The organism is Pseudomonas sp. 102515 (genome assembly GCF_031085165.1).
Lineage (GTDB): Bacteria > Pseudomonadota > Gammaproteobacteria > Pseudomonadales > Pseudomonadaceae > Chryseomonas.
In genome coordinates this window covers 35,508-57,987 of record NZ_JAVHTY010000006.1, presented here as the reverse complement: position 1 = coordinate 57,987, position 22,480 = coordinate 35,508, and the positions used below count along the sequence as shown (strand labels likewise).

Sequence of the window (22,480 nt, the reverse complement as noted above, 5' to 3'; positions counted from 1 at the left end):
GCAGCAGATCGTCAACAACTTCTAATGACGGGTACCGAGATAGGCGGCGACCACCGCCGGGTCCTGGCGCACCGCGGCGGGTGCGCCGTCGGCGATGAGCCGACCGTAGTCCAGCACCACCACGTGATCCGCCAGTTGCATCACCACCTGGATGTCGTGCTCGATCAGCACCACGGTTACCCCGCGCTCGCGGTTGATGGCCTGGATGTAGCCGCTCAGCTCGCGCTTCTCCGCGGCATTCATCCCGGCCATGGGTTCGTCCAGCAGCAACAGCCGCGGCTCGGCCGCCAGCGCCCTGGCCAGCTCCACGCGCTTCTGCAGGCCATAGGGCAAGCTGCCCACCGGGACGTCACGCCAGGGGCCCAGGTGCAGGAAGTCCAGTGCCCACTCGGCCACCGCCCGCTGCACCCGCTCTTCGGCCGGAGCGCGGCCCAGGCCCAGGGCCTGTTCCAGCCAGGAGGCGCGCCGATGGCGGCCGCGCCCGGTGAGCACGTTGTCCAGCACGCTCATGCCCTTGAACAAGGCCAGATTCTGGAAGGTGCGCGCGACCCCGGCCCGCGCTGCCGCCTGCGGACGGCGCAGCACCGCGCTGCTGCCGGCCAGCCGTACCCTGCCCCGCTGCGGTCGGTAGAGGCCGTTGATCACGTTGAGCAAGGAACTCTTGCCGGCGCCATTGGGCCCGATCAGGGCGCAGATCTCGCCTTCGCGAACCTGGAAGCCGACCTCGGCGAAGGCCGTGACCCCGCCAAAGGCCAGCGCCAGGTCGCTGACCTCCAGCAGCACCGGCGATGGGGCCAGAGGCGCACCCATGGCCTAGGCCGCCGCCTGGGCAGCGGCCCGGGCTTCGCGTTCGCGCACCAGGGGCAGCACCCGCTGGCCGAAGTACTCCACCTCTTCCTGGAAGTGCAGGAAACCGGCCAGCACTAGGTCCACGCCCTCGGCCTTGAGGGCCACGATGCGCTCGGCGACCTGCTCGGGCGTACCGATCAGGTTCGGCTTGAAGCCGTCGTTGTACTGCACCAGATCCTCGAAGCTGGAATCGGCCCAGTTGCCCTTGCCTTCCGGGCTGGCGGCACCAGCCTGGCGCGCCGCATCGCCAAAGGCCTTGACCGCCTCCGGGTTGGCCTTGGCCACGATCTCCCGCAACACCTCGCGCGCCTCGGCCTCGGTGTCGCGCGCGATGATGAAGGCATTCACCCCGACCTTGACCTCACGCCCTTCCGCCGCGGCCTTGGCGCGCAGGTCCTGCACCTGGGCGCGAATCTCCTCGCGGGTGCCGCCGTTGGTGAAGTACCAGTCGGAGACCCGCGCCGCCATGTCCCGCGCGGCCCGGGAGCTGCCACCCTGGAAGACCTCCGGATGGGGCTGCTGCAGCGGCTTGGGTTTCAGGGTGTAGTCGCGGAAGCGATAGAAGTCGCCGGCGAAGCTGAAGTTGTCCTGGGTCCAGATGCCCTTGAGGGCGCGGATGAATTCCTCGGAACGCCGATAGCGTTCGTCGTGCTCCAGCCAGGGCTCACCGATGCCGTGGAATTCACCCTTGAACCAGCCGGAGACCAGGTTGATGGCGACCCGGCCGTTGGTGAGCTGGTCGATGGTCGCCAGCTGCTTGGCCGCCAGCGCCGGATTCCAGGGGCCGGGCAGGATGGCGGCGATCACCTTGAGCCGCTCGGTGGCGGCCAGCAGCGCATGGCTGAAGGCCACCGATTCATGCTGGTATTCGGCGCCGTAGCCGGCGGTGAAACGGATCTGCGTCAGGGCGTAGTCGAAGCCGGCCCGCTCGGCGAGCTGGGCCAGCGTGCGGTTGTAGTCGATGCCCCAGTGGGTGCGCTGCTCGATGGTGCTGACCACCAGGCCGCCGCTGACGTTGGGGACCCAATAGGCGAATTTGACGGGGTTCTGCGACATGCAAAGGCTCTCCGGGTTGGGCTCGCCGCGAGGACGAGCGAAACAGTGACCCTGAGCCCTTAATCAAGAACCGAACCAAGTTAAAAAAGCGTTTTTAATCAATGACTTGCGATAAAACGTAAGACGATTTCTGTTGTAGCGCCAAGGGCAGCTGTCCAGTCGCTGTCGCCTGGGCAACAGCGCAGCAACGCGTCTGGCACGCCTTTCTCGCCGGAACGCTGTCGCCTCAGGCCGCCGTGGTGCGCAGGAATTCGCTCCAGCGCCGCACCAGGTAGTTGTGCTCGTCCATCACCGAATTCCACACCCCGATATGGCTCATGCGCTGGGCGTAGGAACCGCCTTCGCGACGCTGGCCCACCTCGATCAGCGGAAGGCCGTCGCTGCCGGCGAGTTCTTCACGGGCCGGCAGGCCGCCGTACCAGAAGTCCCACTCGGCAGCGCTCAGGTGATCCCGCGCCCGCACCGGATTGGCAATGTAGAACCCCTGGCGCGCCATCACCGCCCCGGGCCAGCCGGCCAGCCACCAGTTGAGGTAGGCATAGGCGGCGTCGCGCACCCGCCCCTCCGCGCAGCGCGACAGCGACAGGCCGCCGAACCAGGCGCGGTAGCCCTCGCGCGGGACCGCCACCCGATAATCCACCCCTGCCCGGTGCAGGGCCATGAGCATGGGCGACCAGAGACTCTGGATGTCCACCCCGGCGGCCAGGGTCAGCTCGCCGGCGCTGCGGTCGTCGGACCAGAACGCCGCGAAGTGCCGATGGCGCTGGCGCTCCACCAGCAACTCGGCCAGGCGGTCGATCTCCTCCAGGCGCAGATTGCCGATATCGTCGAAACGGGCGAGGCCGGCGGCCTGGATCGCCAGGGCGGCGTCCAGCGCGCCGATGGCGGCGTCGCTCTGCAGGGCGCTGTGGCCGCACCAGCCTTCGTCGATCAGCCAGGCCCAGCTTTCCTGCTGACCCGCCAGGGCCATAGGCAGGCTTTCCGGACGATAGGCGAAGCTGTCGGCGTTGTGGGTCAGCGGCAGCATGCTGATGCGTTCGCTGGGCTGGCCGCCGAGGCTGCCGTCGTGCTGCACATAGAGACGGTCGCACGGCCGGCAGCCGGGCGCCAGGCGATCCGTGGCATGCAGCCGGCCGCGCTTGGGCAGGTCGTTGATCTCTTCCCAGAGCGCGATGCGGCGGATGTCTATGGGCTGGATCGCCCGCGCCGGCCAGACGAAGTCGACGTTGTGGAACCACTGGTCATAGAGATCGTAGCTGCCCGGCTCCAGCACAGCGATACGCTGGGCGGTCTGGACGTCGTGGATCTGGTAGACCAGGCGGATGCCCAGCTCCGCCTCCGCCCGCTGGCGGATGGGTTCGAGCAGGGTCACCGAGGTGCCCAGCACCCTCAGCGTCAGCGGCGTGCTCATGCGGCCCGGCCCAGGCCGCCCATGAAGGCGGCGAAGGAGCGCCTGAGCAGCGCGGTGTCCAGGTCACGGACGATGAACACCAGGCGCGAGCGGCGTTCGCCCGCCGGCCAGGCCGGCAGATGCACCGGTGGATGCAGGCTGTGCTGCACGCCGTGGATGACGATGGGTTGGCTGGCGTCGATCACGTCGAGGATGCCCTTGACTCGCAGGATGCGTTGCCCGTGGCATCTTAGCAGCATCGACAGCCACACCCCGAAGGCCATCCAGTCCAGCGGCCGGTCGAACTCCAGGCAGCAGACCTCGGCGCTGCCGTGGCGGCCTTCGGCGACCGCGGCGAACAGCCGCCAACGGTCGACCTCGGCCGCCGGATCGGCGGCGCGCAGGCCCTCGCCCAGCAGCAGGTCATCGCCGCTGGCCACGGAAGCCGCCAGAGCCCGGGTGGCGGTGGGATTGAGCCGGGCCAGCTGCCGGTCCAGCCGCTCCAGCACGGCAGGCGCGACCCGGTCGGCCTTGCTCAGCAACAGCCGGTCGGCCGCGGTGACCTGGTTGAGCCACTCCGGGTGCAGCCCTTCCTGCAAGGCGGCGTGCTCGGCGTCCACCACGGTCACCAGCAAGCCCAGGTGGAAGCGGCCGCGCAACTGGGGATCGAGATTGAGGGTGGCCAGGATCGGCCCCGGATCGGCCAGGCCGGTGGTCTCCAGCAGGACCCGGCGAAAGGCCGGAATCTCGCCGCGGGTGCGCCGACCGTGCAGGGTCAGCAGCGCCGCCTTGAGATCGCCGCGCACCGAGCAGCAGACGCAGCCGCTGGGCAGCAGCACGGTGTCCGGGGCCACCTCTTCCACCAGCAGGTGGTCGATGCCGACCTCGCCGAATTCATTGATCAGCAGCGCCGTCTCGCCCAGGGCCTCCTGGGCCAGCAGGCGCCGCAGCAGGGTGGTCTTGCCGCTGCCGAGAAAACCGGTGATGACATTGACGGCAAGGCTCATGGCGCCAACTCCAGCGGCGCCAGCACCCGCGGATCCAGGGGATCGAGCGGTCGTCCCAGCACCGCCTCCGCCTGGCGCCAGAGATCGTCCAGCCCCTCGGCCAGGGCCTGGCGTCCAGTTGGTCCCTGGATCAGGTAGGAGGCGCCCTGGACGTCGCTCACCGTCAGCCGGAATGGCGCCACCACCCGGTTGATGGCGGCGACCCGGCGCAGGCGCTCGCGCCGCCGGGGCAGGTCGTCGTCCAGCGGATCGCTCCAGTGGAGATCCGGGCCGAGCAGGCCGCACAGTCCGCACATGGCTACCTCCTAGGGCATGACGTCGCCGGAATTGGGGCCCAGGGTCTGGCCGACGAAGAGGTTGCCCCCCGGGTCGCTGGCCAGCAGCAGCGCCACCGGCGCCACCTCCTCCGCCCGGCCGAAGCGGCCCAGCGGCAATTCGCGGGCCTTGGCCGCCTTCCAGTCGGCGCTGATGCCATCCACCAGCGGGGTCTCGATGGGTCCGGGGGCGATGGCGTTGACCAGCACGTTGTCGCGGCCCACCTCCAGCGCCAGCGACTTGGTGAAGCCGATCACCCCGGCCTTGGCCGCCGCATAGTGGCAGAGCTCGGCGCCACCCTTGATGCCGAGCTGGGAGGCGACGTTGATGATGCGGCCCCAGCGCTGCGCCTGCATGTGCGGCAGGGCGCGCTGGCTGGCGAGAAAGACGCTGGTGAGGTCCACCCGCAGCATGTCGTTCCACTGTTCCAGCGTCAGGTCGACGCAAGGCGCCTGGGTCAGCATCCCGGCATTGTTGACCAGGATGTCGATGCCGCCGTAAGCCGCCACGCAGGCGTCCACTCCGGCCCAGGCGCCCTCCGGCTGGCCGACGTCGGCGACGGTCTCGGTCACCATGGCCCCCAGGGCACGGCATTCCGCGGCCACCCGCGCCAGTCGCTCGGCGTCGCGATCGGCCAGCACCAGGCGCGCGCCCGCGCCGGCGTAGCTGCGGGCGATGGCGGCGCCGATCCCGCTGGCCGCGCCGGTCACCAGGGCGCGGCGGTCTGTCAGCTCGAACATGTCCTTCTCCTCAATCCGGCCAGCGGACGGTGAGACCGCCGTCGACGATCAGACTCTGGCCGGTGATGTAGCTGGCCTCGGTACTGGTCAGGAAACGCACCAGCGCCGCCACCTCGTCGGGCCTGCCGACTCGCCCCAGGGGAATGCTGCGGGCGGCCTTGGCCAGCCCTTCTGGACCCAGGGAGTTCTTGGCGTCCAGCGACTGGGGGGTCTCGATCAGGCCCGGAATCACCGCGTTGCAACGAATGCCACGCGGCGCCAGTTCGACGGCCAGTGAGCGGCACAGTCCCGGCACCCCGGCCTTGGCGGCAGCATAGTGGGCATGGTCCTGCCAGCCGTAGACGCCGCCGGCGATGGAGGAGATGGCCACCAGGGCACCGCCCTCCTCCAGGTGCCGCGCGGCGGCGCGAAAGGTGCGCATGACGCCGGTGAGGTCGACATCGAGCATCTCGTGCCAGCGCGCGTCGCTCATTTCCAGCAGCGGCGCGGCGCGCAGGAGCCCGGCGTTGGCCACGGCATAGTCGAGGCGGCCGAAGTGCGCCAGGGCGGCATCGGCCAGGGCATCCACCGAGGCGCTGTCGCTGACGTCCAGGGGTTCGAGCAGGCACTCGCCACCCGCGGCGGCCACCAGCCGCCGCGTGTCTTCGGGGTCATGGGGATCGCCGGGGTAGTAGCCGCCGACCACCCGCACGCCCTGCTGGGCATAGGCCACGGCCAGGGCCTGGCCGATGCCGCTGGCAGCACCGGTGATCAGGGCGACGGGAGAGGTATGAGCTGTCATGTGGGCTCCTGTCATTTGAGACTGGTGGGTTCGACGTGGCGGGCGGCCCACATCACCAGGCCGGAGAGAAAGCACGGCAGGGCCCCGAACCAGAGCGCGGCGCTGTGCCACTGGCCACCGCTGCCGAGCACGCTGGTGATGCCGAGGCCGGCGAGGATGGCGCCGATCGGTCCCATGGCGTGGACGATGGCGCCACCGGTGGCGCGAATGCTGGTGGGAAAGCTTTCGCCCATGAAGAACAACATGGCCGAATAGGGCCCGGTGAGAAAGAACAGCCCCAGGCTGTAGAGCGCCACCACCGGCACCAGCTGGCTGGGCGCCTGCAGCATGGCGAAGAAGGCCAGGCCGCCGCACATCCAGCCGAGGGCCACGGTATTGCGCCGGCCGATGCGATCGCCCAGCCAGCCATGGAACAGGTAGCCGATGAAGCCAACGGCGTTGGACAGCACCAGGATCCACAGCGAGTTCTCGAAACTGAGCTTGTGCACGCTGACGATCACCGAGGTCCCCAGCACGCTGAACACCTGGATCGCCGACCAGTTGAGCAGGATGGCCAGGCTCAGCACCAGGGTCGGGCGCAGGGCCTGGCCCTTGAAGGCCATGGCCACGCCGGCCTTGGCGTGCTCTTCGTAGTCCACGCCATATTCCCGGGCCAGGCTGCGGGCGTCCTGCTCCTGGCCTTCGCGACGCAGGCGCTGGATCCGCGCATGGACCTGGAATTGCGGGCTTTCCTTGAGCTTGCGCGCCAGCACGGCGATGACGAAGGCCGGCACGGCGGCGAACACGAAGCAGCCCTGCCAGCCGATGTGCGGCAGCAGCAAGGCGGTGAGACCTGCGGCGATCAGCGCACCGATCGGCCAGCCACTCTGTACCAGGCTGTAGATGAAGCCCCGGCGGCGGATCAGCCGCGGATCGTCGGAGGCGGCATAGACCTCGGTCAGGTAGGTGGCGTTGACCCCCTCCTCCGCATACCCCAGGCCGGCCACCGAACGTACCAGCACCAGCGGCACCTTGCCCATGCCGGCGCACAGTGCGGTCAGCGCCGAGCACACGGCCGTGCCACCAATGGTGACGATGATGCCGCCGCGGCGACCGATCCGGTCCACCAGCGGGCCGATGGCGAAGGCGATGATGGCTCCGCCCAGGGCTACCCAGGTGGCAAGTTCGGCCTGCTCGGCTTCGCTCCAGTTGAAGTGCCCACCCATCACCGGCAGCAGGGTGCCGAACAGGATGAAGTCGTAGACGGCGAACACCCAGGCGAAGAAGGCGATCCAGGTGGCGTAGCGGACATCACCGGAAGACAGCGGCTGCGGTTTCCAGGCTGCCGTGGGGGTTTCCGGGTGGAGCGAAGGGGCGGCAGGGAGGGTCATGGTCCTGTACCTGTGGGCTGGGCGCTTAGCGCTGGCGCGGCTGGCGCCGCAGGAAGTCGTCGGCGATCTCGTCCATGGTGGCGAAACGCACCCCGGCGTGACCCTGGATATGCTCGATCAAGCGCTCGAGCATCAGCAGCACCTGCGGCCGCCCCGAGACATCGGGGTGGATGGTGATGGGGAAGACGGCGTAGTCCATCTCGCGATAGACCCAGTCGAACTGGTCGCGCCACATCTCTTCCAGATGGCGCGGATTGACGAAGCCATGGCTGTTGGGCGCCTTCTTGATGAACATCATCGGTGGCAGGTCGTCGAGGTACCAGTTGGCCGGGATCTCCACCAGATCGGTTTCCTGGCCGCGCACCAGCGGCTTCATCCAGCTCTCGGGCTGCTGGCTGTAGTCGATCTTGGTCCAGCTGTCGCCGACCCGCACGTAGTAGGGAGAGAAGTCGTTGTGCATCAGGCTGTGGTCGTACTTGATGCCCTTCTTCAGCAGCAGCTCGTTGGTCACCCGGCTGAATTCCCACCAGGGCGCGACGTAGCCGGTGGGCCGCTTGCCGGCCAGGGCGGTGATCAGCTCGATGGACCGGTCCAGCACCGCCTCCTCCTGCTCGGGGGTCATGGCGATGGGATTCTCGTGGCTGTAGCCGTGGATGCCGATCTCGTGGCCTGCCGCGGCCACCGCCTGCATCTGCTCGGGAAAGGTCTCCACCGAATGGCCCGGGATGAACCAGGTGGTCTTGAGGCCGTAGCGCTCGAACAGCTTGAGCAGCCGGGGCGACCCCACCTCGCCGGCGAACAGGCCGCGGGAAATGTCATCGGGCGAATCCTCGCCGCCGTAGGAACCGAGCCAGCCCGCCACCGCGTCGACGTCGACGCCGATGGAAACGAAAATTTCTTTGGCCATCGTTGCACTCTCCAGTACCCGGAAGAAACCCAGGTCGATGACGGAGCCGGGCCCCCGCCACCGCCGCTTGAAATCAGGCGCTCACCAGGGCTTCCACGGCCGTGGCGGCATCGAGCAGGCGCTCGTCCGCGGCGGCGGGAGCCACCAGCAACAGGCCGGTGGGCAGGCCCTGGGCATCGCGACCGCTGGGTAGCGAGACACCCGGCGCGCCGAGCAGGCTGCCGGCCATGGTCAGGCGCAGCAGTTCCAGATTGGTGGCCGCGAAGAGGTCTGTGTCGGCTTCCAGAGGAGCCAGCAGCGGTGCCACGCGGCTCACCGTCGGCACCAACAGCAGCGCCTCGGCGAATTCGGCGGCAAAGCGCTCCCGCAGCTGATCGCGGCGTTCATGCAGAACGGCCAGTTGGCCATCGGGCAAGGCCCGTGCCCGCTCCAGGCGCTGCCGTACCCGTGGGTCCAGGCGTGCGGCCGCGGGACCGTCGAGCACCTCGCGGTGCAGGGCGAAGGCTTCCAGGGCCCCTGGCCAACCTTCTGCGGCGAGAAATTCCAGGGCCTCGGCTAAGACCGTGCGGGCGCGGCGCTCCACGCTCACCCCGGCGCGGGTCAGCCGCTCGGCGGCGGCCAGCAGATTGGCCCGCACCGCCGGCTCCACCCGGGCGTCGTCCAGCACGCTCAGGTCCAGCACCACGCGCAGCGCCGTCAGCGCCGGCAGCGGTCGGGCGGCAGCGCCTGTCAGCAGGCGATCCAGGCACTGCACATCGCGCAGGCTGCGCGCCAGCGGACCTGGCACGTCATAGGATGCGGCCAACGGAAAGATGCCGGTCGCCGGATAGCGCCCCAGGCTGGGGCGATAACCCACCAGCCCATTGAGCGCGGCCGGCAGGCGCACCGAACCGGCGGTGTCGGTACCGAGGGCCAGGGGCACGATGCCGGCGGCGACAGCCACCGCCGACCCCGAGGAGGAGCCGCCGGGTATGCGCACCTCACCCTGCGCCCGGGGATTGGCAGGCGTGCCGAAATGGGGATTCGATCCCACGCCGGAATAGGCGAACTCACTGAGATTGACCTTGCCCAGGCTGACCAGGCCGGCCCGGCTCAGGCGCTGCACCAGCTCGGCGTCGGTGGCCGCCGGTGGCGCCAGGCGGCGCAGCTCGGCGCCGCAGGTGGTGACCTCGCCTTGCAGGTCGAACAGATCCTTCCAGGCCAGCGGCACGCCATCCAGCGGCGAACGCGGCTGCCCGGTCTGCCAGCGCCCGCGCGCGGCCAGGGCTTCGGCGCGTCCACGCGCGGCGGTAAGGCTGATGAATACGGCCGAGGATGCCTGGGCGCGTGCCAGCGCCGCCTCGAAGACCGCGACCGGATCGAGGGTACCGGCGGCATAGGCCTCGCCGAGACCGACCGCATCCAGGGACAGGGCGTGGGCGGAATCCATGGCTGCTCCTTAAACGTACATTTTATAATTTGATACGTTTGATAGAGCAGGCTTTGTGCCAGCTTGAGAAAAAGGCTGCTACTTAATCGCAAAGCCAGCGCCTAGAGGTCGCTAGATCCTTTCTTCACCAGCGGCCAATAAATGTACTTAAATTAAACAGATCCATCTTTGTGCAGAACCGTAACGCCTGCCCCGTTACCGTGCGCGCACCTGACCCCGGTAGTAACGCGCGAAAGGTCGCAGGCCTGTGCCACAATTCTCATCTCGTTTCCGGAAGGCCCCCGATGTCGGCAGCAGTCCCCGCCCCCCTCGATGACAGTCGTACTGCCGCGCGCTACGCGATGATCCGCAATGCGCTGCGCGAAGCCATCCTGGCCGGTCGCGCGGTGCCGGGGCTGGTCCTGGTAGAAGCGCCGCTGGCACAGCTGTTCGGCACCAGTCGGGTACCGGTGCGCCAGGCGCTGACGCTGTTGCAGGAGGAAGGCCTGATCCGCCGTTTCGAGGGGCGTGGCTATCTGATCGATCCGGCCGGGACTGCAGGCGAGCCGCAGCGCCAGCCGCTGACCCGCCAGTTGCTCGGGCTGGACAGCAGCGACGAACTGATCGATACGCGCTCCCTGGGCGAGCGGGTCGGCGACGAGATCGCCGCCTGTGTCAGCCACGCTCTGCTCTTCGGCCATTTCCGCCTGGACGAGCAGCAGGCGGCCGACCACCTGGGCGTCAGTCGCGCCGTGGTACGCGAAGCCCTGATGCGGCTGCGCGACCGCGGCCTGGTGGAAAAGGAACCCTATGGCCAGTGGCTAGCCGGTCCGCTCACCGCCCAGGCCATCCGTGATGACTACGAGATCCGCGCCCTGCTGGAACCCGAGGCGCTGTTGCAGACCGCGACGGGCCTGGCACGCAGCGAGCTGCTGGCGATGCTCGAGCGGCTGGAACAACTGGCCGCCCACCCTGCCCCGACCTCCTGGACGGCGGTGGAGCGCATCGAGGCGGACCTGCATGGGCGTTGCCTGGCCGGCCTGCGCAATCGCAAGCTGGCTCAGCTGATCGCCCACAGCCAGAGTCCGCTGAACGTGTCGCGCATCTTCCACCAGTCGCTCGGCACGCCGCTGGACGAGGCGGTGCTGGTGGAACACCGCCTCGTGCTGGAATCCCTGCTGGTGGGCAGTCCGGACTCGGCCGCCAGCCAGTTGCGCAATCACCTCCTGCGCGGCCGTGATCGCACCCTGCAGCGGCTCAAGGTGCTCTCGGTGCTGCCCGACCCGGAATTGCCGGCCTATCTGGAGCGCCTCAGCTAGTGTGGCGTTTCAGCAGTTATCTACACAATGTTGGCGCCGCTTTTTCGGCCCCGGCGGCGTTGCCACTTCTCGCCATAGCCCTGCCATGACTCGTCGCGGTGCCTAGCCAGGTGGGAGCGCCGAACCGCCAAAGGATGACTCGCCAACTCTTTGCGGGAACGTCTGAAACACCCCGCTAGCGCGCCTGCAGATGCCGCACGTAGCGGTCGCCGATGAACTGGATGCCGCACACCAGCACCACCAGGATGGCGATCACCACGGCCATCACCTGGGTGTCGTAGCGCTGGTAGCCATAGCGGATCGCCAGGTCGCCGAGCCCCCCTGCGCCGATGGCGCCGGCCATGGCCGAGGCGCCGATCATGGCCACCAGGGTCACGGTGAAGCCGCCGATGATGCCAGGCAGCGCCTCCGGCAGGAGCACATTGAAGACGATGTGCCGCCGTTCGCAGCCCAGCGCCTGGGCCGCTTCTATCACCCCACCGCCGACCTCGCGCAGGCTGACCTCGGCGATGCGGGCAAAGAACGGCGTGGCGCTGAGGGTGATGGGTACCACTGCCGCCCAGACGCCGATGGTGGTCCCGGTGATCAGCCGCGTCAGCGGGATCAGGGCCACCAGCAGGATGATGAAGGGCGTGGCGCGAAAGGCGTTGATCAGGGTGCCCAGCACCCGGTTGAGGGTGGGCGCGGCGAAGATGGCGCCACGCCCGGTGGTGACCAGCACCACCGCCAGGGCGATGCCGGCGAACCAGACGATGGCCGCCGACACGCTGACCATGGTCAGGGTATCGAGAAAGGCCTTCCACAGCGCCTTGAGCATGAAGTCAGACATAGCCCAGCACCTCCGCCCGGGCGAACAACCCGGCCTGGGTCAGGAAGCTGGCCAGCCGTCGCTCCGACGCCGCGGTCGCTACCAGCAGGCGGCCCAGGGCATGGCCCTGGATGCGGTCGATACCGCCGTGCAGCAGTTCGACCGGTGCCCCCAGGGCCTGGCCCAGCGCCTGGAAGTCGGGCTCCGCACCCTGGCCGTCGTAGCTGAGTTCCAGCACGGCCCGGGCGCCCGGTTGCCGAGTAGCGCCGAGCCGCCTGGCCAGATCCGCCGGCAGCTGGGCCGCCAGGGGGGCCAGCAGCGCCCGGGTGGCTTCTGCCTGGGGCGCGCCGAACAGCTGCCACACCGGGCCCTGTTCGACGATACGGCCGTGCTCCAGCACCACCACCCGGTCGCAGATCTGGCGGATCACCGCCATCTCGTGGGTGATGAGCACGATGGTCAGCCCCAGGCGGCGGTTGATGTCCTGCAACAACGCCAGGATCGACTGGGTGGTCTCCGGGTCCAGCGCCGAGGTGGCCTCGTCGCAGAGCAGCAGTTCGGGCCTCAGCATCAGCGCGCGGGCGATACCCACCCGCTGCTTCTGGCCCCCGGACAGCCGCGAGGGATAGACCTGCTCCTTGCCCTGCAGCCCGACCAGCTCGAGCAATTCCCGGGCCCGGGCTTCGATCTCGTCGCGGCGAAAGCCCGCGGCCTTGAGCGGCAAGGCCAGATTCTCCAGCACCGTCTGCGAGGCCAGCAGATTGAAGTGCTGGAAGATCATGCCGATGCGCCGTCGCAGCGCCACCAGCCGGTCGCCCTGCAGGGTGCCGAGGTCGACGCCATCGACCAGCACCTGGCCGGCGCTGACGTCTTCCAGGCGATTGAGGGTGCGAATCAGGCTGGACTTGCCGGCGCCACTGCGACCGATGATGCCGAAGATCTCGCCACGGGCGATGCTGAGGTCGATGTCCGCCAGGGCGGTGACCGGCAGCGCACCGCCGGTGTAGATCTTGTGCACCCCGCTCAGGCGCAGATGCTCGCGGGCCGGGGCGGCCTGGGGTTCGCCGGCCGGCTGCGCCGGTGCGGTTCTAAGCAGCGCATTGCTCATCGGGCGGCCTCCTGCCGGTTAAGCCAGGCGAGGCTGTAGAGCTGCGGATTGCCATAGGCCTTGGCGATGGCCTCGCGCACCCGCGGATCGTTCTGGAACACCTGGATGAAGGTGCGGATCGCCGGGTCGTCGGCCTTGTCCGGCTTGGTCACGAACCTCAGGGCATAGAGGTGACCGCTGGCCTCGTCGTCGCTGAACAGCAGCGCACTGTCGGGATCCGTGGTGCCGGCGGCGAGGATGTGCGAGGGATAGCTTTGCGCCAGGGTCACGTCGTCCAGCACCCGCGCCAGTTGCGGACCGGGCAGTTCGATGAATTTCAGATGGCGGGGATTGGCGACGATGTCCTGCAGGCTGGCCTTGGGCCCGGTACCGGGCTTGAGCTGGATCAGGCCGGCACGGGCATAGAGGTGCAGCCCGCGCCCCTGGTTGACCGGATCGTCGGCCACCGCCACGGTGGCGCCGTCCGGCACCTCGGCGAAACGCTTCACCCGTTTGGAATAGAGGCCGACCTTGTTTTCCACGCCGTAGGCGATGGGCACCAGGCCGTAGCCGTTCTGGGCGTTGGCGTTTTCCAGGAAGGGTTGATGCTGGAAGTAGTTGACGTCGATGTCGCCGTGGGCGAGCGCCAGATTCGGGGTGTTCCAGTCACTGAAGGCGACGATCTCCACCTCCACGCCCCTTTCCCGCGCCACCTCGGCGGCGCGCTCCAGGGCGGCGTTCTGCGGACTGTCGTTGATGCCGAGGCGAATCTTCAGCGGCTCGGCGGCCTGGGCGGACAGCACCAGGGTGGTGCTCGCCAGGAGCAGCCCGAGGCGCTGGAAGATCGGAGGAATAGCCATGGGAGACCTCGAGATGTCGAGGGCTCGTCCGGTGGTCCGGTGGAACCCGTAAGGGAAAAGGGATCAGCTGCCCTTCTGCTCGGGCGCGTCGACGAAGAAATAGTCCTGCCAGCTGCTGGGCTGATTGCGGATGGCCCCGATGCGGTACATGAACTCCGCCAGCTTCAGGGTGTTCTGCGGCGCCGTGTCGAAGTTGACCTCGGGGCTTTCGATGATCCGCTGGATCAGCGCCGGATCGAGGCGGGAATTCTCGACCTTCACATAGGTACGGGCGGCGGCGGCCTTGTCCTTCTCGATGATCTGCCCGGCCTCGACCAGGGCCTCACGGAAGGCCTTGTAGGTCTTGGGATTGTCCCGGCGGAATTTCTCGGTGACGAACACCAGGTTGGGCGAGACGGCCCCGCCGAGCACGTCATAGGAACTGAGTACCTTGTGCACCTTGCCGCTGGCCAGTTCCTGCTCCTGGAACGGCGGGTTGGCGAAGTGGCTGTTGATCTCGGTACCGCCGGAGATCACCGCGGCGGTGGCATCCGGATGGGGCACCGCCACGGTCAGGGGATCCAGGCGATTCCAGTTCTTCTCGCCGAAGGCCTGGGCAGCGGCGTACTGCAGGAAGCGCGATTGCACCGAGACGTTGACCGCCGGCACGGCGATGCGGTCCTTGGCGGTGAAGTCGGCCAGGGTCTTCACCTGCGGGTTGTTGGTGACCAGGTAGTTGGGAAAGGCGCCCAGGCTGGCCACGGCCTTAACGTTCTGGCGACCATGGGTGCGGTCCCAGAGTGTGAACAGCGGTCCGAGCCCGGCGGAGCCTACGTCCACCGCCCCCGACAGCACCGCCTCGTTGACGGCCGCGCCACCGGACAGCTTTATCCAGTCGACCTTGATGTCGACGCCCTCTTCCTTGCCGTGCTTCTCGATCAGCTGCTGGTCACGCAGCACATGGAGGATCACGTAGGACACGCCGAATTGTTCGGAGATGCGCAGGGTACCCTCGGCCTGGGCTGCCTGGGGTGCGGCGGCCAACCCGGTGAGCAGGCTGACGGTGAGCGCCAGGGCCAGGGGGCGACGAGTGAAGGGAAAACGTAAGGGCATCGTGGCGCGCTCATCCATGGAATTGGCTTATAGCCTACTCAAGCTGTTCAGCGTTTTTGAAATAAGGATGGGTTATATGGATAGGTCGAGAGCAGGTGTGCCTTTCCCCTCACCCAGCCCTCTCCCCCCGGGAAAGGGGGCGCCCGTCAGTAGGTTGGCGCTGAGCAACGCGAAGCCCAACACGGCCCACGCGCACCTACCGCGCTACTCCCGCGCCGCCTGCCGCGGCTCGTCCGACTTGGCGACCCGGAACCCCGCGGCGAAGGTCGCCTGCGCATCCAACCGCTGCGGAATCAGACCACTGCGGTGGTAGAAATCCGCTGCCGCCTGCTGGTCGGCCACCACCTGCTGGTCGATGGGCTCCCAGTGCAGCTGGCGGCGGTCGAATTGCAGCCGGGCCACCGCCTCGGGAAAGCCGATGATCTGCGCCAGGGTCCTGGCATAGCTGTCGAGGTGGGCATAGCCCCAGCGCTGGGCGGCGCCCAGGCGGTCGAGGTAGTCCTGCAGCGCCGCGCGCCGGGCCGGATCGGCCAGGGCCGTGTCGGTGGCGGCCAGGAAGCTGTTACCCGCCCAGAGTCCGCGACCACTGACCAAAACCCGCGCACCGTCGACCTGTTCGGCCTGGGCGGTGTACGGCTCCCAGGTGGCCCAGGCATCCACCGAGCCATTGGCCAGGGCCATCTTGGCGTCCACCGGACCAAGGAAGCGAAAGCTCACGTCCTGGGCGGTCAGGCCCACGGAGTCCAGCGCCTTCAGGGCGATGTAATGGCCGATGGAGCCACGGCCGGTGGCAATGCGCTTGCCCTTGAGATCGGCCGCCGAGCGCAGCGGCGAGGCGTGCGGCACGATCACCGCCGTACCATAGGGATCGGACTTGTCCACGGCGATGGCCTTGACCGGGGCGCCAGCGGCCAGGGCGAACAGCAGCGGGCCATCGCCGATGATGCCGGCATCCACCGCCCCGGCATTGAGCGCCTCGGCCAGGGGCGCGGCAGCGGGAAACTCCGCCCACTGGATACGATAGCCCGGCAGGTCGCGCAGCCCGTCGGCCGCCTCCAGCTGGGCGCGCATGTTGCCTTTCTGGTCGGCGATGCGCAGGGTCAGGGTCTCGGCGGCCAGGGCCGCGCTGGCGGCGAGCAGCACCGGCAGTGCCAGTAGGAGGTGGCGGAAGGACGTCATGGCGTGGGTTCCTGGGTGAAGACGGAGGGATCGGCCAGGGCGGCTACCACCACCGGCTTGGGCAGCACCTGCAGTTCGCTGAAGAGATCGGCCACCTTCTGCACCGCGGCTACGTCCGCCGGCTGTACCGGGCGCAGGCCTCGGGAGGTGCGGGTGGAGATGGCCTCCGCGGCCCCTTCCGGCAGCCGGGTCAGCTCGGCGTAGACCCGGGCATAGTCCTGTGGATGGGCGACCGCCCAGGCCCGCGCCTGGGCCAGGCGTCCGGCGAAATCGGCGATGGCGGCACGCTTGCCCGGATCCTCCAGCGACGCCGGGGTGGCGGTGAGAAAGCCCAGGGCGGTGGTCAGCCCCTGGCCATCGCGCAGCAGCCGGGCGCCGTGCTGCTCGGCGATGCCGAGATAGGGATCGAAGGTCGCCCAGGCGTCGATCTGCCCGGCATTGAAGGCGGCGCTGGCGTCGGTGGGCAGCACGAACTTGACCGTGACGTCCTCACGCTTGAGGCCGGCCTCTTCCAGCGCGGCATAGAGCAGGTGCTGGGAAATGCTCCCCTTGGCCGAGGACACCACCACGGTGCGACCTTTGAGATCCTTCACCGCGCGGATCGGCGAATCGGCCTGCACCAACAGGCCATTGGCCTGGGGAAAGCCGACATTGGTGGCGATGAGCTTGAGCGGCACGCCGCCGGACGCGGCCATCAGCACCGGTAGGTCCCCGGCATAGGAGGTATCCACCGCGCCGACGCGCTGGGCCTCGAACAACGGCGCGGCACCCTGGAAGTTGGCCCAGCGATAGTTGTAGGGCGCGCCTTCGAGGGTACCGGCGGCTTCCATCATGGCGCGCAGACCGCGGGCCTGGTCACCCAGCACCAGGGTCACCCCGGAAAGATCCGGCGCCGCCTGGGCCTGCCCCAGCAGCAGCGCCAGACCCAGCGTGGCGAGCAATCGCTTCATTGCGCGTACTCCCGGCCCTCGTGGCGCTCCAGTTGGCGCACCGCCGCTTCCCAGTGACGGACATGGGCGCCGCGCGCCAGGTTGCCGGGGATGAGCTCGCTGACCTTCTGCGCGACGGCGTCCGCGGCGATCACCAGCTCGGCAGCGCCGCTCTGGGCCGCCAGTTGCGCCGCGCAGGCGCGCTCCAGGTAATAGAGGTGCCAGAAGGCCTCCTCCAGACTCGCACCCACAGTCAGCAACCCATGGTTGCAGAGGATCATCGCCGGGTGCGTTCCGAGGTCGGCCACCAGCCGGCTCTGCTCATCCAGATCCAGGGCCACGCCCTCGTAGCCGTGATAGGCCAGGCGGCCGAAGAACCTCATGGCGTGCTGGGAAAGCATCAGCAGTCCGCCGCGCTGGGCGGAGACGCCGATGCCCGCGGCCGTGTGGGTGTGCAGCACCGCATGGAGCTCCGGCTGGGCACGATGGATGGCGCTGTGGATCACGTAGCCGGCCGGGTTGATGCCGAGCCCGGTGGGGTCGAGGACGATCTCGCCATCGATGTCCACCTTCACCAGCGAAGAGGCGGTGATCTCGTCGAAAGTCTGGCCGAAGGGATTGATCAGGAAGTGCGCTTCCGGCCCCGGCACCCGCAGCGAAAAGTGGGTGTAGATATGGTCGGTCCAGCGTTCGCGGGCGGCGAGGCGATAGGCGGCGGCGAGCTTGACTCGCGCCTCCCATTCGGCGGCGGACACCTGGGCGCGGACGCTGGCGAGGGCGTTGTGGAAGGCGGTCATGCAGGGGGCTCCGAAAGCAGAAGAGGCGCCAGGGCGACGGGCGTTGCCCTGGTCTGCTTAGAACCTAACGTTGTGAGCCGCCGAGACGGAAATATCGATTGCGCATAACCTAATATGCACCTCACGGATAACCTAAATAGGTAATTATGCGACTCTTGGTTTTCAGCACAGAACCAATCGATATAACGTCCTGGGCCTCAGCCTTGCTTTAATGGCCGTCATTGCCCACCCGCCTTACCCGTGGAGCCCTCCATGACCCTTAGGCTCGACCGCCTGCGCCTGTTCCTGCATGACCTCGCCACCCTGGTCGACGAATACCCTGCCGAACCGCAGCTGCTGCAGCGAGGCGCCGCCCTTCTCGGCGAGCTGGTCCGCCAGGATGACTGGCTGCCCGAGGACTGCGCCCTGCCCCGCCCCGAGCGCTACAGCCAGTACCTGCTCCATGCCGATGCCCGCCAGCGCTTCTCGGTGGTGAGTTTCGTCTGGGGTCCGGGCCAGGCCACGCCGGTGCATGACCACCGCACCTGGGGTCTGATCGGCATGCTGCGCGGCGCCGAGACCGCCCAGGGCTTCGCCCGCGACCCCGCCGGCCGCCTGCTGCCGGAAGGCGCTCCCGTGCGCCTGGAGCCGGGCCAGGTGGAAGCGGTCTCGCCGCGGGTGGGCGACATCCACCAGGTCAGCAACGCCTATGCCGACCGCACCTCCATCAGCATCCACGTCTATGGCGGCAACATCGGCGCCGTGCGCCGCGCCGTCTATGCCGCGGATGGCCAGGAAAAGCCCTTCATCTCCGGCTACACCAATCGCCAGCTGCCCAACCTGTGGGACCTTTCCCAGGAGACCGCCACGCCATGACCGCCATCCGCACCGCCGAGGACATCCGCCAGGCCCTGCTCGCCGGCACCGAGGTCGCCCTGCTCGACGTCCGCGAGGAAGACCCCTTTGCCGCCGGCCATCCGCTGTGGGCCGCCAATCTGCCGCTGTCGCGCCTGGAGCTGGAAGCCTGGTCACGGCTGCCGCGGCGCGACGTGGCCATCACCCTCTATGACGCGGGCGAGGGCCTGGCGGAACGCGCGGCCGAACGCCTGCACGCCCTCGGCTACACCGACGTGGCCTTGCTCGAGGGTGGCCTGGCGGGCTGGTGCGCCAGCGGCGGCGAACTCTTCATCGACGTCAACGTGCCGAGCAAGGCCTTTGGCGAACTGGTGGAAGCCCGCCGCCATACCCCCTCGCTGCCCGCCGAGGAGGTCCAGGCGCTGCTGGATCAGCAGGCCGATCTGGTGATCCTCGACGCCCGCCGCTTCGAGGAATACCAGACGATGAGCATTCCCGGCGGAGTCAGCGTGCCGGGTGCCGAACTGGTACTGCGGGTGGCCGAGCTGGCACCCGATCCGCGGACCCGGGTCATCGTCAACTGCGCCGGCCGTACCCGCAGCCTGATCGGCGCCCAGTCGCTGATCAACGCCGGCATTCCCAATCCGGTGGCCGCCCTGCGCAACGGTACCATCGGCTGGACCCTGGCCGGCCAGACCCTGGAACGCGGCCAGCAACGCCGCTTCGGTGCGGTAAGGCCGGCGACCCAGGCGACCGCCGCGAGCCGCGCGCGTCAGGTCGCCGATCGCGCCGGGGTCGCCCGCCTTGCCTTCAGCGAACTGGAGGCCTGGTGCAGCGAGGCGCGGCGGACGAACTACCTGATCGATGTCCGCACCCCCGAGGAATTCGCCGCCGGCCACCTGTCCGGTGCCCGTTCGACGCCAGGTGGCCAGCTGGTCCAGGAGACCGATCACAGCGCCCCGGTACGCGGTGCCCGCCTGGCCCTGGTGGACGACGACGGCGTGCGCGCCAACATGAGCGCCTCCTGGCTGGCGCAGATGGGCTGGGACGTGGCGGTGGTCGACGCCATCCCGGCAGACGCCCTGAGCGCCACCGGTCCCTGGCAGCCGCCAGCCCCCGTACCCGGGCCGGTGGAGCGCATCTCGGTAACGCGCCTGCAGGAATTGCTGGCGGAGCCCGGCACCCTGGTGGTGGATGTCACCGCCAGCGCCAACTATGTCCAGAGGCACATCCCGGGCGCCGCCTGGGTGCTGCGCGCCGATCTGCCGGCAGCGCTGCCACCGGCCGAGCGCTATGTCTTCACCTGCGGCAGTGGCCAACTGGCCGCCTTCGCCGCCGTCGACGTCCAGGCCATTACCAACCGGCCGGTCCTGCTGCTTGAAGGCGGCACCGCGGCCTGGCTGGCTGCGGGTCTGCCGGTGGAAGGCGGCGAGACGCGACTGCTGTCGACCCGGCGCGATCGCTATCGGCGCCCTTACGAAGGCACCGATGCCCCGCGCGAGGCCATGCAAGCCTACCTGGACTGGGAATTCGGCCTGGTCGAGCAGCTGCGGCGCGATGGCACCAGTGGCTTCCGGGTTATCTAGCCGCTGGTCCGCACGAAGGCCGCCACCCAGGCCGCCGTCTCCATCAGCGCCTGGGTCTGGCTCAGGCCGCTGCTCTTGAGCGGCTTGAGATCGTGGTCGCCGGTGGCGATCCACTGCACCTCGATGGTCGGCGCCAGGGCATAACCGGCCACCTCCGCACGGGTGCCCAGGGCATCCCGCTCGCCCTGGACGATCAGCGTCGGCGTGGCCAGGGTCGCCAGGTGTTCGGTGCGCAGCCGCTCGGGCTTGCCGGCCGGATGGAAGGGATAGCCCAGGCAGACGAGGCCCACCGCGCCCAGTTCATCGGCCAGCAGACTGGCCATCCGCCCGCCCATGGACTTGCCCGCCAGCCACAGCGGCCCACTTTCTGCCGCGCGCCAGGTGGCGACCATGGCCCGCCAGTGCTCCAGCAGGACCGGCGCCGGATTCGGCGGGCGCCGTTTGCCTTCGGCGCGGGCCCGCGCCATGTAGGGAAAGTCGAATCTCAGGGTGCGGATCTCACGCCCGGCCAGCTCCTCGGCCAGCTGCTGCATGAAGGGGCTGTCCATCCCCGCCCCCGCCCCATGGGCCAGCAACAGGGTCGCCAGCGGCGGACCCGCGGGTCGGCATTCGCGGAAGCTGTCGAGGTACAACTCGTCTGCCATGGGCTACTCCTCGTCCAAACGCCAAAGCTTAACCGGCTATCCATTGATCTGGATCAATAAAGCGCGGGCCGTGCGCCTCACACTGGGCACCTCGAAACCATTGGAGCCCGGCATGACAGCCGCCCTCGCCTGGGACGCCGACCTCATCGCCCGCTACGATCGCGCCGGCCCCCGCTACACCTCCTACCCCACCGCCGTGCAATTCCACGACGGCATCGGCCCCTTCGACCAGCTCGGCGCCCTGCGCCTGAGTCGCCAGGCCGGACGACCGCTGTCGCTCTACCTGCACGTACCCTTCTGCGCCAACATCTGCTACTACTGCGCCTGCAACAAGGTCATCACCAAGGACCGCAGCCGCAGCGCCGCCTACCTCCACGCCCTGCGCCAGGAGATGATCCTCACCAGCCGGCACCTGGATGGCGGGCAGCGGGTGGAACAGCTGCACCTCGGCGGCGGCACCCCGACCTTTCTCAATCCCATGCAGCTGCGCGAGCTGATGGCCGACCTGCGCCGTCACTTCACCCTGGCCGACGACGACCGTGGTGACTACTCCATCGAGATCGATCCGCGCGAAGCCGACTGGAGCACCATGGGCCTGTTGCGCGAGCTGGGCTTCAACCGCGTCAGCTTCGGCGTCCAGGACCTGGACCTGCAGGTGCAGTTGGCGATCAATCGCCTGCAGCCCTTCGACGACACCCGCACCCTGGTGGAGGCCGCCCGCGCCCTCGACTATCGCTCCATCAACCTGGACCTCATCTACGGCCTGCCACGGCAGACCCCGGCCAGCTTCGCCCACACCGTGGAGCGGGTACTGGACTTGCAGCCCCATCGCCTGTCGGTGTTCAACTACGCCCATCTGCCGCAGCGCTTTGCGCCGCAGCGGCGCATCGAAGCCAGCGAACTGCCGGACCCCGCGGCCAAGCTGGAGATGCTGCAGCGCACAGTGGAACAGCTGCTGGCCGCCGGCTATCGCTACATCGGCATGGACCACTTCGCCCTGCCCGACGACGACCTGGCCATCGCCCAGGAGGACGGCACCCTGCAGCGCAACTTCCAGGGCTACACCACTCACGGCCACTGTGACCTGCTGGGCCTGGGCGTCTCCGCCATCAGCCAGGTGGGCGAGGTGCTCTGCCAGAACACCCCCGATCTCGCCCGCTACCAGGAACGCCTGGGCCAGGGCGAATTGGCGGTGGCCCGCGGCCTGCGTCGCTCGCGGGACGACCGCATCCGCGGCGCGGTGATCGCCCAGCTGGTCTGCCACTTCCAGCTGGATTTCGCCGCCATCGAGCGCAGCTGCGAACTGGATTTCCGCCAGTACTTCGCCGATGCCTGGCCGCACCTCGACGCCATGGCCGCCGACGGCCTGATCCGTCTCGATGCGCGCGGCTTAAAGGTGCTGGCGCCGGGCCGCCTGCTGATCCGCGCCCTGTGCATGCTGTTCGACCGCTATCTGGCGGACCATGACAATCAGCGCTTTTCCCGGGTGATATGACCCATGCCTGCCACGACTGCTAAAGTT

At 68.6% G+C, this 22,480-nt stretch carries 22 protein-coding genes; 4 read left to right on the top strand and 18 right to left on the bottom strand.

Annotated elements, in window-relative coordinates; all coding sequences use genetic code 11:
- Window positions 1-21: 21 nt before the first annotated feature.
- The 10 genes from RCF34_RS20840 to RCF34_RS20795 form a co-directional block, all read right to left on the bottom strand.
- Window positions 22-810 carry an ABC transporter ATP-binding protein gene (locus RCF34_RS20840; protein ID WP_308709893.1) on the bottom strand — a complete coding sequence of 263 codons (789 nt, stop codon included), beginning with the start codon at window positions 808-810 and terminating at the stop codon, window positions 22-24.
- A gap of 3 nt (window positions 811-813) precedes the next feature.
- Window positions 814-1,905, bottom strand: coding sequence for a dimethylsulfone monooxygenase SfnG (gene sfnG / locus RCF34_RS20835; RefSeq protein WP_308709892.1), 1,092 nt, complete (start codon window positions 1,903-1,905; stop codon window positions 814-816).
- Window positions 1,906-2,131: 226 nt separating this feature from the next.
- Window positions 2,132-3,316, bottom strand: coding sequence for a signal peptide prediction (locus tag RCF34_RS20830; RefSeq protein ID WP_308709891.1), 1,185 nt, complete (start codon window positions 3,314-3,316; stop codon window positions 2,132-2,134).
- Window positions 3,313-4,302 (bottom strand): GTP-binding protein, encoded by a 990-nt coding sequence (locus RCF34_RS20825; RefSeq protein WP_308709890.1) that lies wholly within the window; start codon window positions 4,300-4,302, stop codon window positions 3,313-3,315. The genes RCF34_RS20830 and RCF34_RS20825 overlap by 4 nt, the downstream gene beginning before the upstream one ends.
- Window positions 4,299-4,598 carry a hypothetical protein gene (locus RCF34_RS20820; protein WP_308709889.1) on the bottom strand — a complete coding sequence of 100 codons (300 nt, stop codon included), beginning with the start codon at window positions 4,596-4,598 and terminating at the stop codon, window positions 4,299-4,301. The genes RCF34_RS20825 and RCF34_RS20820 overlap by 4 nt, the downstream gene beginning before the upstream one ends.
- A gap of 9 nt (window positions 4,599-4,607) precedes the next feature.
- A complete protein-coding gene (locus RCF34_RS20815) occupies window positions 4,608-5,357 on the bottom strand; it encodes an SDR family NAD(P)-dependent oxidoreductase (protein ID WP_308709887.1) in 750 nt (249 codons plus the stop codon).
- A gap of 10 nt (window positions 5,358-5,367) precedes the next feature.
- A complete protein-coding gene (locus RCF34_RS20810) occupies window positions 5,368-6,138 on the bottom strand; it encodes an SDR family NAD(P)-dependent oxidoreductase (protein WP_308709886.1) in 771 nt (256 codons plus the stop codon).
- An 11-nt stretch (window positions 6,139-6,149) separates the two neighbouring features.
- Window positions 6,150-7,508 (bottom strand): MFS transporter, encoded by a 1,359-nt coding sequence (locus tag RCF34_RS20805; protein ID WP_308709885.1) that lies wholly within the window; start codon window positions 7,506-7,508, stop codon window positions 6,150-6,152.
- Window positions 7,509-7,533: 25 nt separating this feature from the next.
- A complete protein-coding gene (locus RCF34_RS20800; protein WP_308709884.1) occupies window positions 7,534-8,415 on the bottom strand; it encodes a polysaccharide deacetylase in 882 nt (293 codons plus the stop codon).
- Window positions 8,416-8,488: 73 nt separating this feature from the next.
- Window positions 8,489-9,844 (bottom strand): amidase, encoded by a 1,356-nt coding sequence (locus RCF34_RS20795; protein ID WP_308709882.1) that lies wholly within the window; start codon window positions 9,842-9,844, stop codon window positions 8,489-8,491.
- Window positions 9,845-10,128: 284 nt separating this feature from the next.
- Between RCF34_RS20795 and RCF34_RS20790 the strand changes: the two genes are divergently transcribed.
- The gene (locus RCF34_RS20790; protein WP_308709881.1) at window positions 10,129-11,142 is read left to right on the top strand and encodes a GntR family transcriptional regulator; all 1,014 of its coding nucleotides are present in this window, start codon (window positions 10,129-10,131) and stop codon (window positions 11,140-11,142) included.
- A 175-nt stretch (window positions 11,143-11,317) separates the two neighbouring features.
- Here the strand turns inward: RCF34_RS20790 and RCF34_RS20785 are convergent, their stop codons facing one another.
- The 7 genes from RCF34_RS20785 to RCF34_RS20755 all read right to left on the bottom strand — a co-directional run bounded on the left by RCF34_RS20785 (window position 11,318) and on the right by RCF34_RS20755 (window position 17,894).
- Window positions 11,318-11,971, bottom strand: a complete 654-nt coding sequence (locus RCF34_RS20785; RefSeq protein WP_308709880.1) for a methionine ABC transporter permease — start codon at window positions 11,969-11,971, stop codon at window positions 11,318-11,320.
- Window positions 11,964-13,058, bottom strand: coding sequence for an ATP-binding cassette domain-containing protein (locus RCF34_RS20780; RefSeq protein WP_308709879.1), 1,095 nt, complete (start codon window positions 13,056-13,058; stop codon window positions 11,964-11,966). Before RCF34_RS20780 ends, RCF34_RS20785 begins: the two co-directional genes overlap by 8 nt.
- Window positions 13,055-13,897 carry a MetQ/NlpA family ABC transporter substrate-binding protein gene (locus RCF34_RS20775; RefSeq protein ID WP_308709878.1) on the bottom strand — a complete coding sequence of 281 codons (843 nt, stop codon included), beginning with the start codon at window positions 13,895-13,897 and terminating at the stop codon, window positions 13,055-13,057. Before RCF34_RS20775 ends, RCF34_RS20780 begins: the two co-directional genes overlap by 4 nt.
- A 63-nt stretch (window positions 13,898-13,960) precedes the next feature.
- Window positions 13,961-14,989 (bottom strand): ABC transporter substrate-binding protein, encoded by a 1,029-nt coding sequence (locus tag RCF34_RS20770; protein ID WP_308709877.1) that lies wholly within the window; start codon window positions 14,987-14,989, stop codon window positions 13,961-13,963.
- Between the two features lie 204 nt (window positions 14,990-15,193).
- Complete coding sequence (locus RCF34_RS20765) at window positions 15,194-16,168, bottom strand: ABC transporter substrate-binding protein (RefSeq protein ID WP_308709876.1); 975 nt, start codon at window positions 16,166-16,168, stop codon at window positions 15,194-15,196.
- Window positions 16,165-17,118: an ABC transporter substrate-binding protein gene (locus tag RCF34_RS20760; protein ID WP_308709875.1), complete on the bottom strand. Its 954-nt coding sequence runs from the start codon at window positions 17,116-17,118 to the stop codon at window positions 16,165-16,167. Before RCF34_RS20760 ends, RCF34_RS20765 begins: the two co-directional genes overlap by 4 nt.
- Window positions 17,115-17,894, bottom strand: coding sequence for a class II aldolase/adducin family protein (locus RCF34_RS20755; protein WP_308709874.1), 780 nt, complete (start codon window positions 17,892-17,894; stop codon window positions 17,115-17,117). The genes RCF34_RS20760 and RCF34_RS20755 overlap by 4 nt, the downstream gene beginning before the upstream one ends.
- Window positions 17,895-18,146: 252 nt before the next feature.
- Here RCF34_RS20755 and RCF34_RS20750 point away from each other — a divergent pair, with 252 nt between their 5' ends.
- Window positions 18,147-18,749 (top strand): cysteine dioxygenase, encoded by a 603-nt coding sequence (locus RCF34_RS20750; RefSeq protein WP_308709873.1) that lies wholly within the window; start codon window positions 18,147-18,149, stop codon window positions 18,747-18,749.
- Window positions 18,746-20,314 (top strand): rhodanese-related sulfurtransferase, encoded by a 1,569-nt coding sequence (locus tag RCF34_RS20745; protein ID WP_308709872.1) that lies wholly within the window; start codon window positions 18,746-18,748, stop codon window positions 20,312-20,314. The genes RCF34_RS20750 and RCF34_RS20745 overlap by 4 nt, the downstream gene beginning before the upstream one ends.
- Here RCF34_RS20745 and RCF34_RS20740 read toward each other — a convergent pair.
- Entirely contained in the window at window positions 20,311-20,958 is a 648-nt protein-coding gene (locus tag RCF34_RS20740; protein WP_308709870.1) for an alpha/beta family hydrolase, read from the bottom strand. The genes RCF34_RS20745 and RCF34_RS20740 overlap by 4 nt on opposite strands.
- 112 nt (window positions 20,959-21,070) lie before the next feature.
- On the opposite strand from RCF34_RS20740, the gene hemN reads away from it, so the two are divergent.
- Entirely contained in the window at window positions 21,071-22,453 is a 1,383-nt protein-coding gene (gene hemN / locus RCF34_RS20735; RefSeq protein ID WP_308709869.1) for an oxygen-independent coproporphyrinogen III oxidase, read from the top strand.
- Window positions 22,454-22,480: the final 27 nt, after the last annotated feature.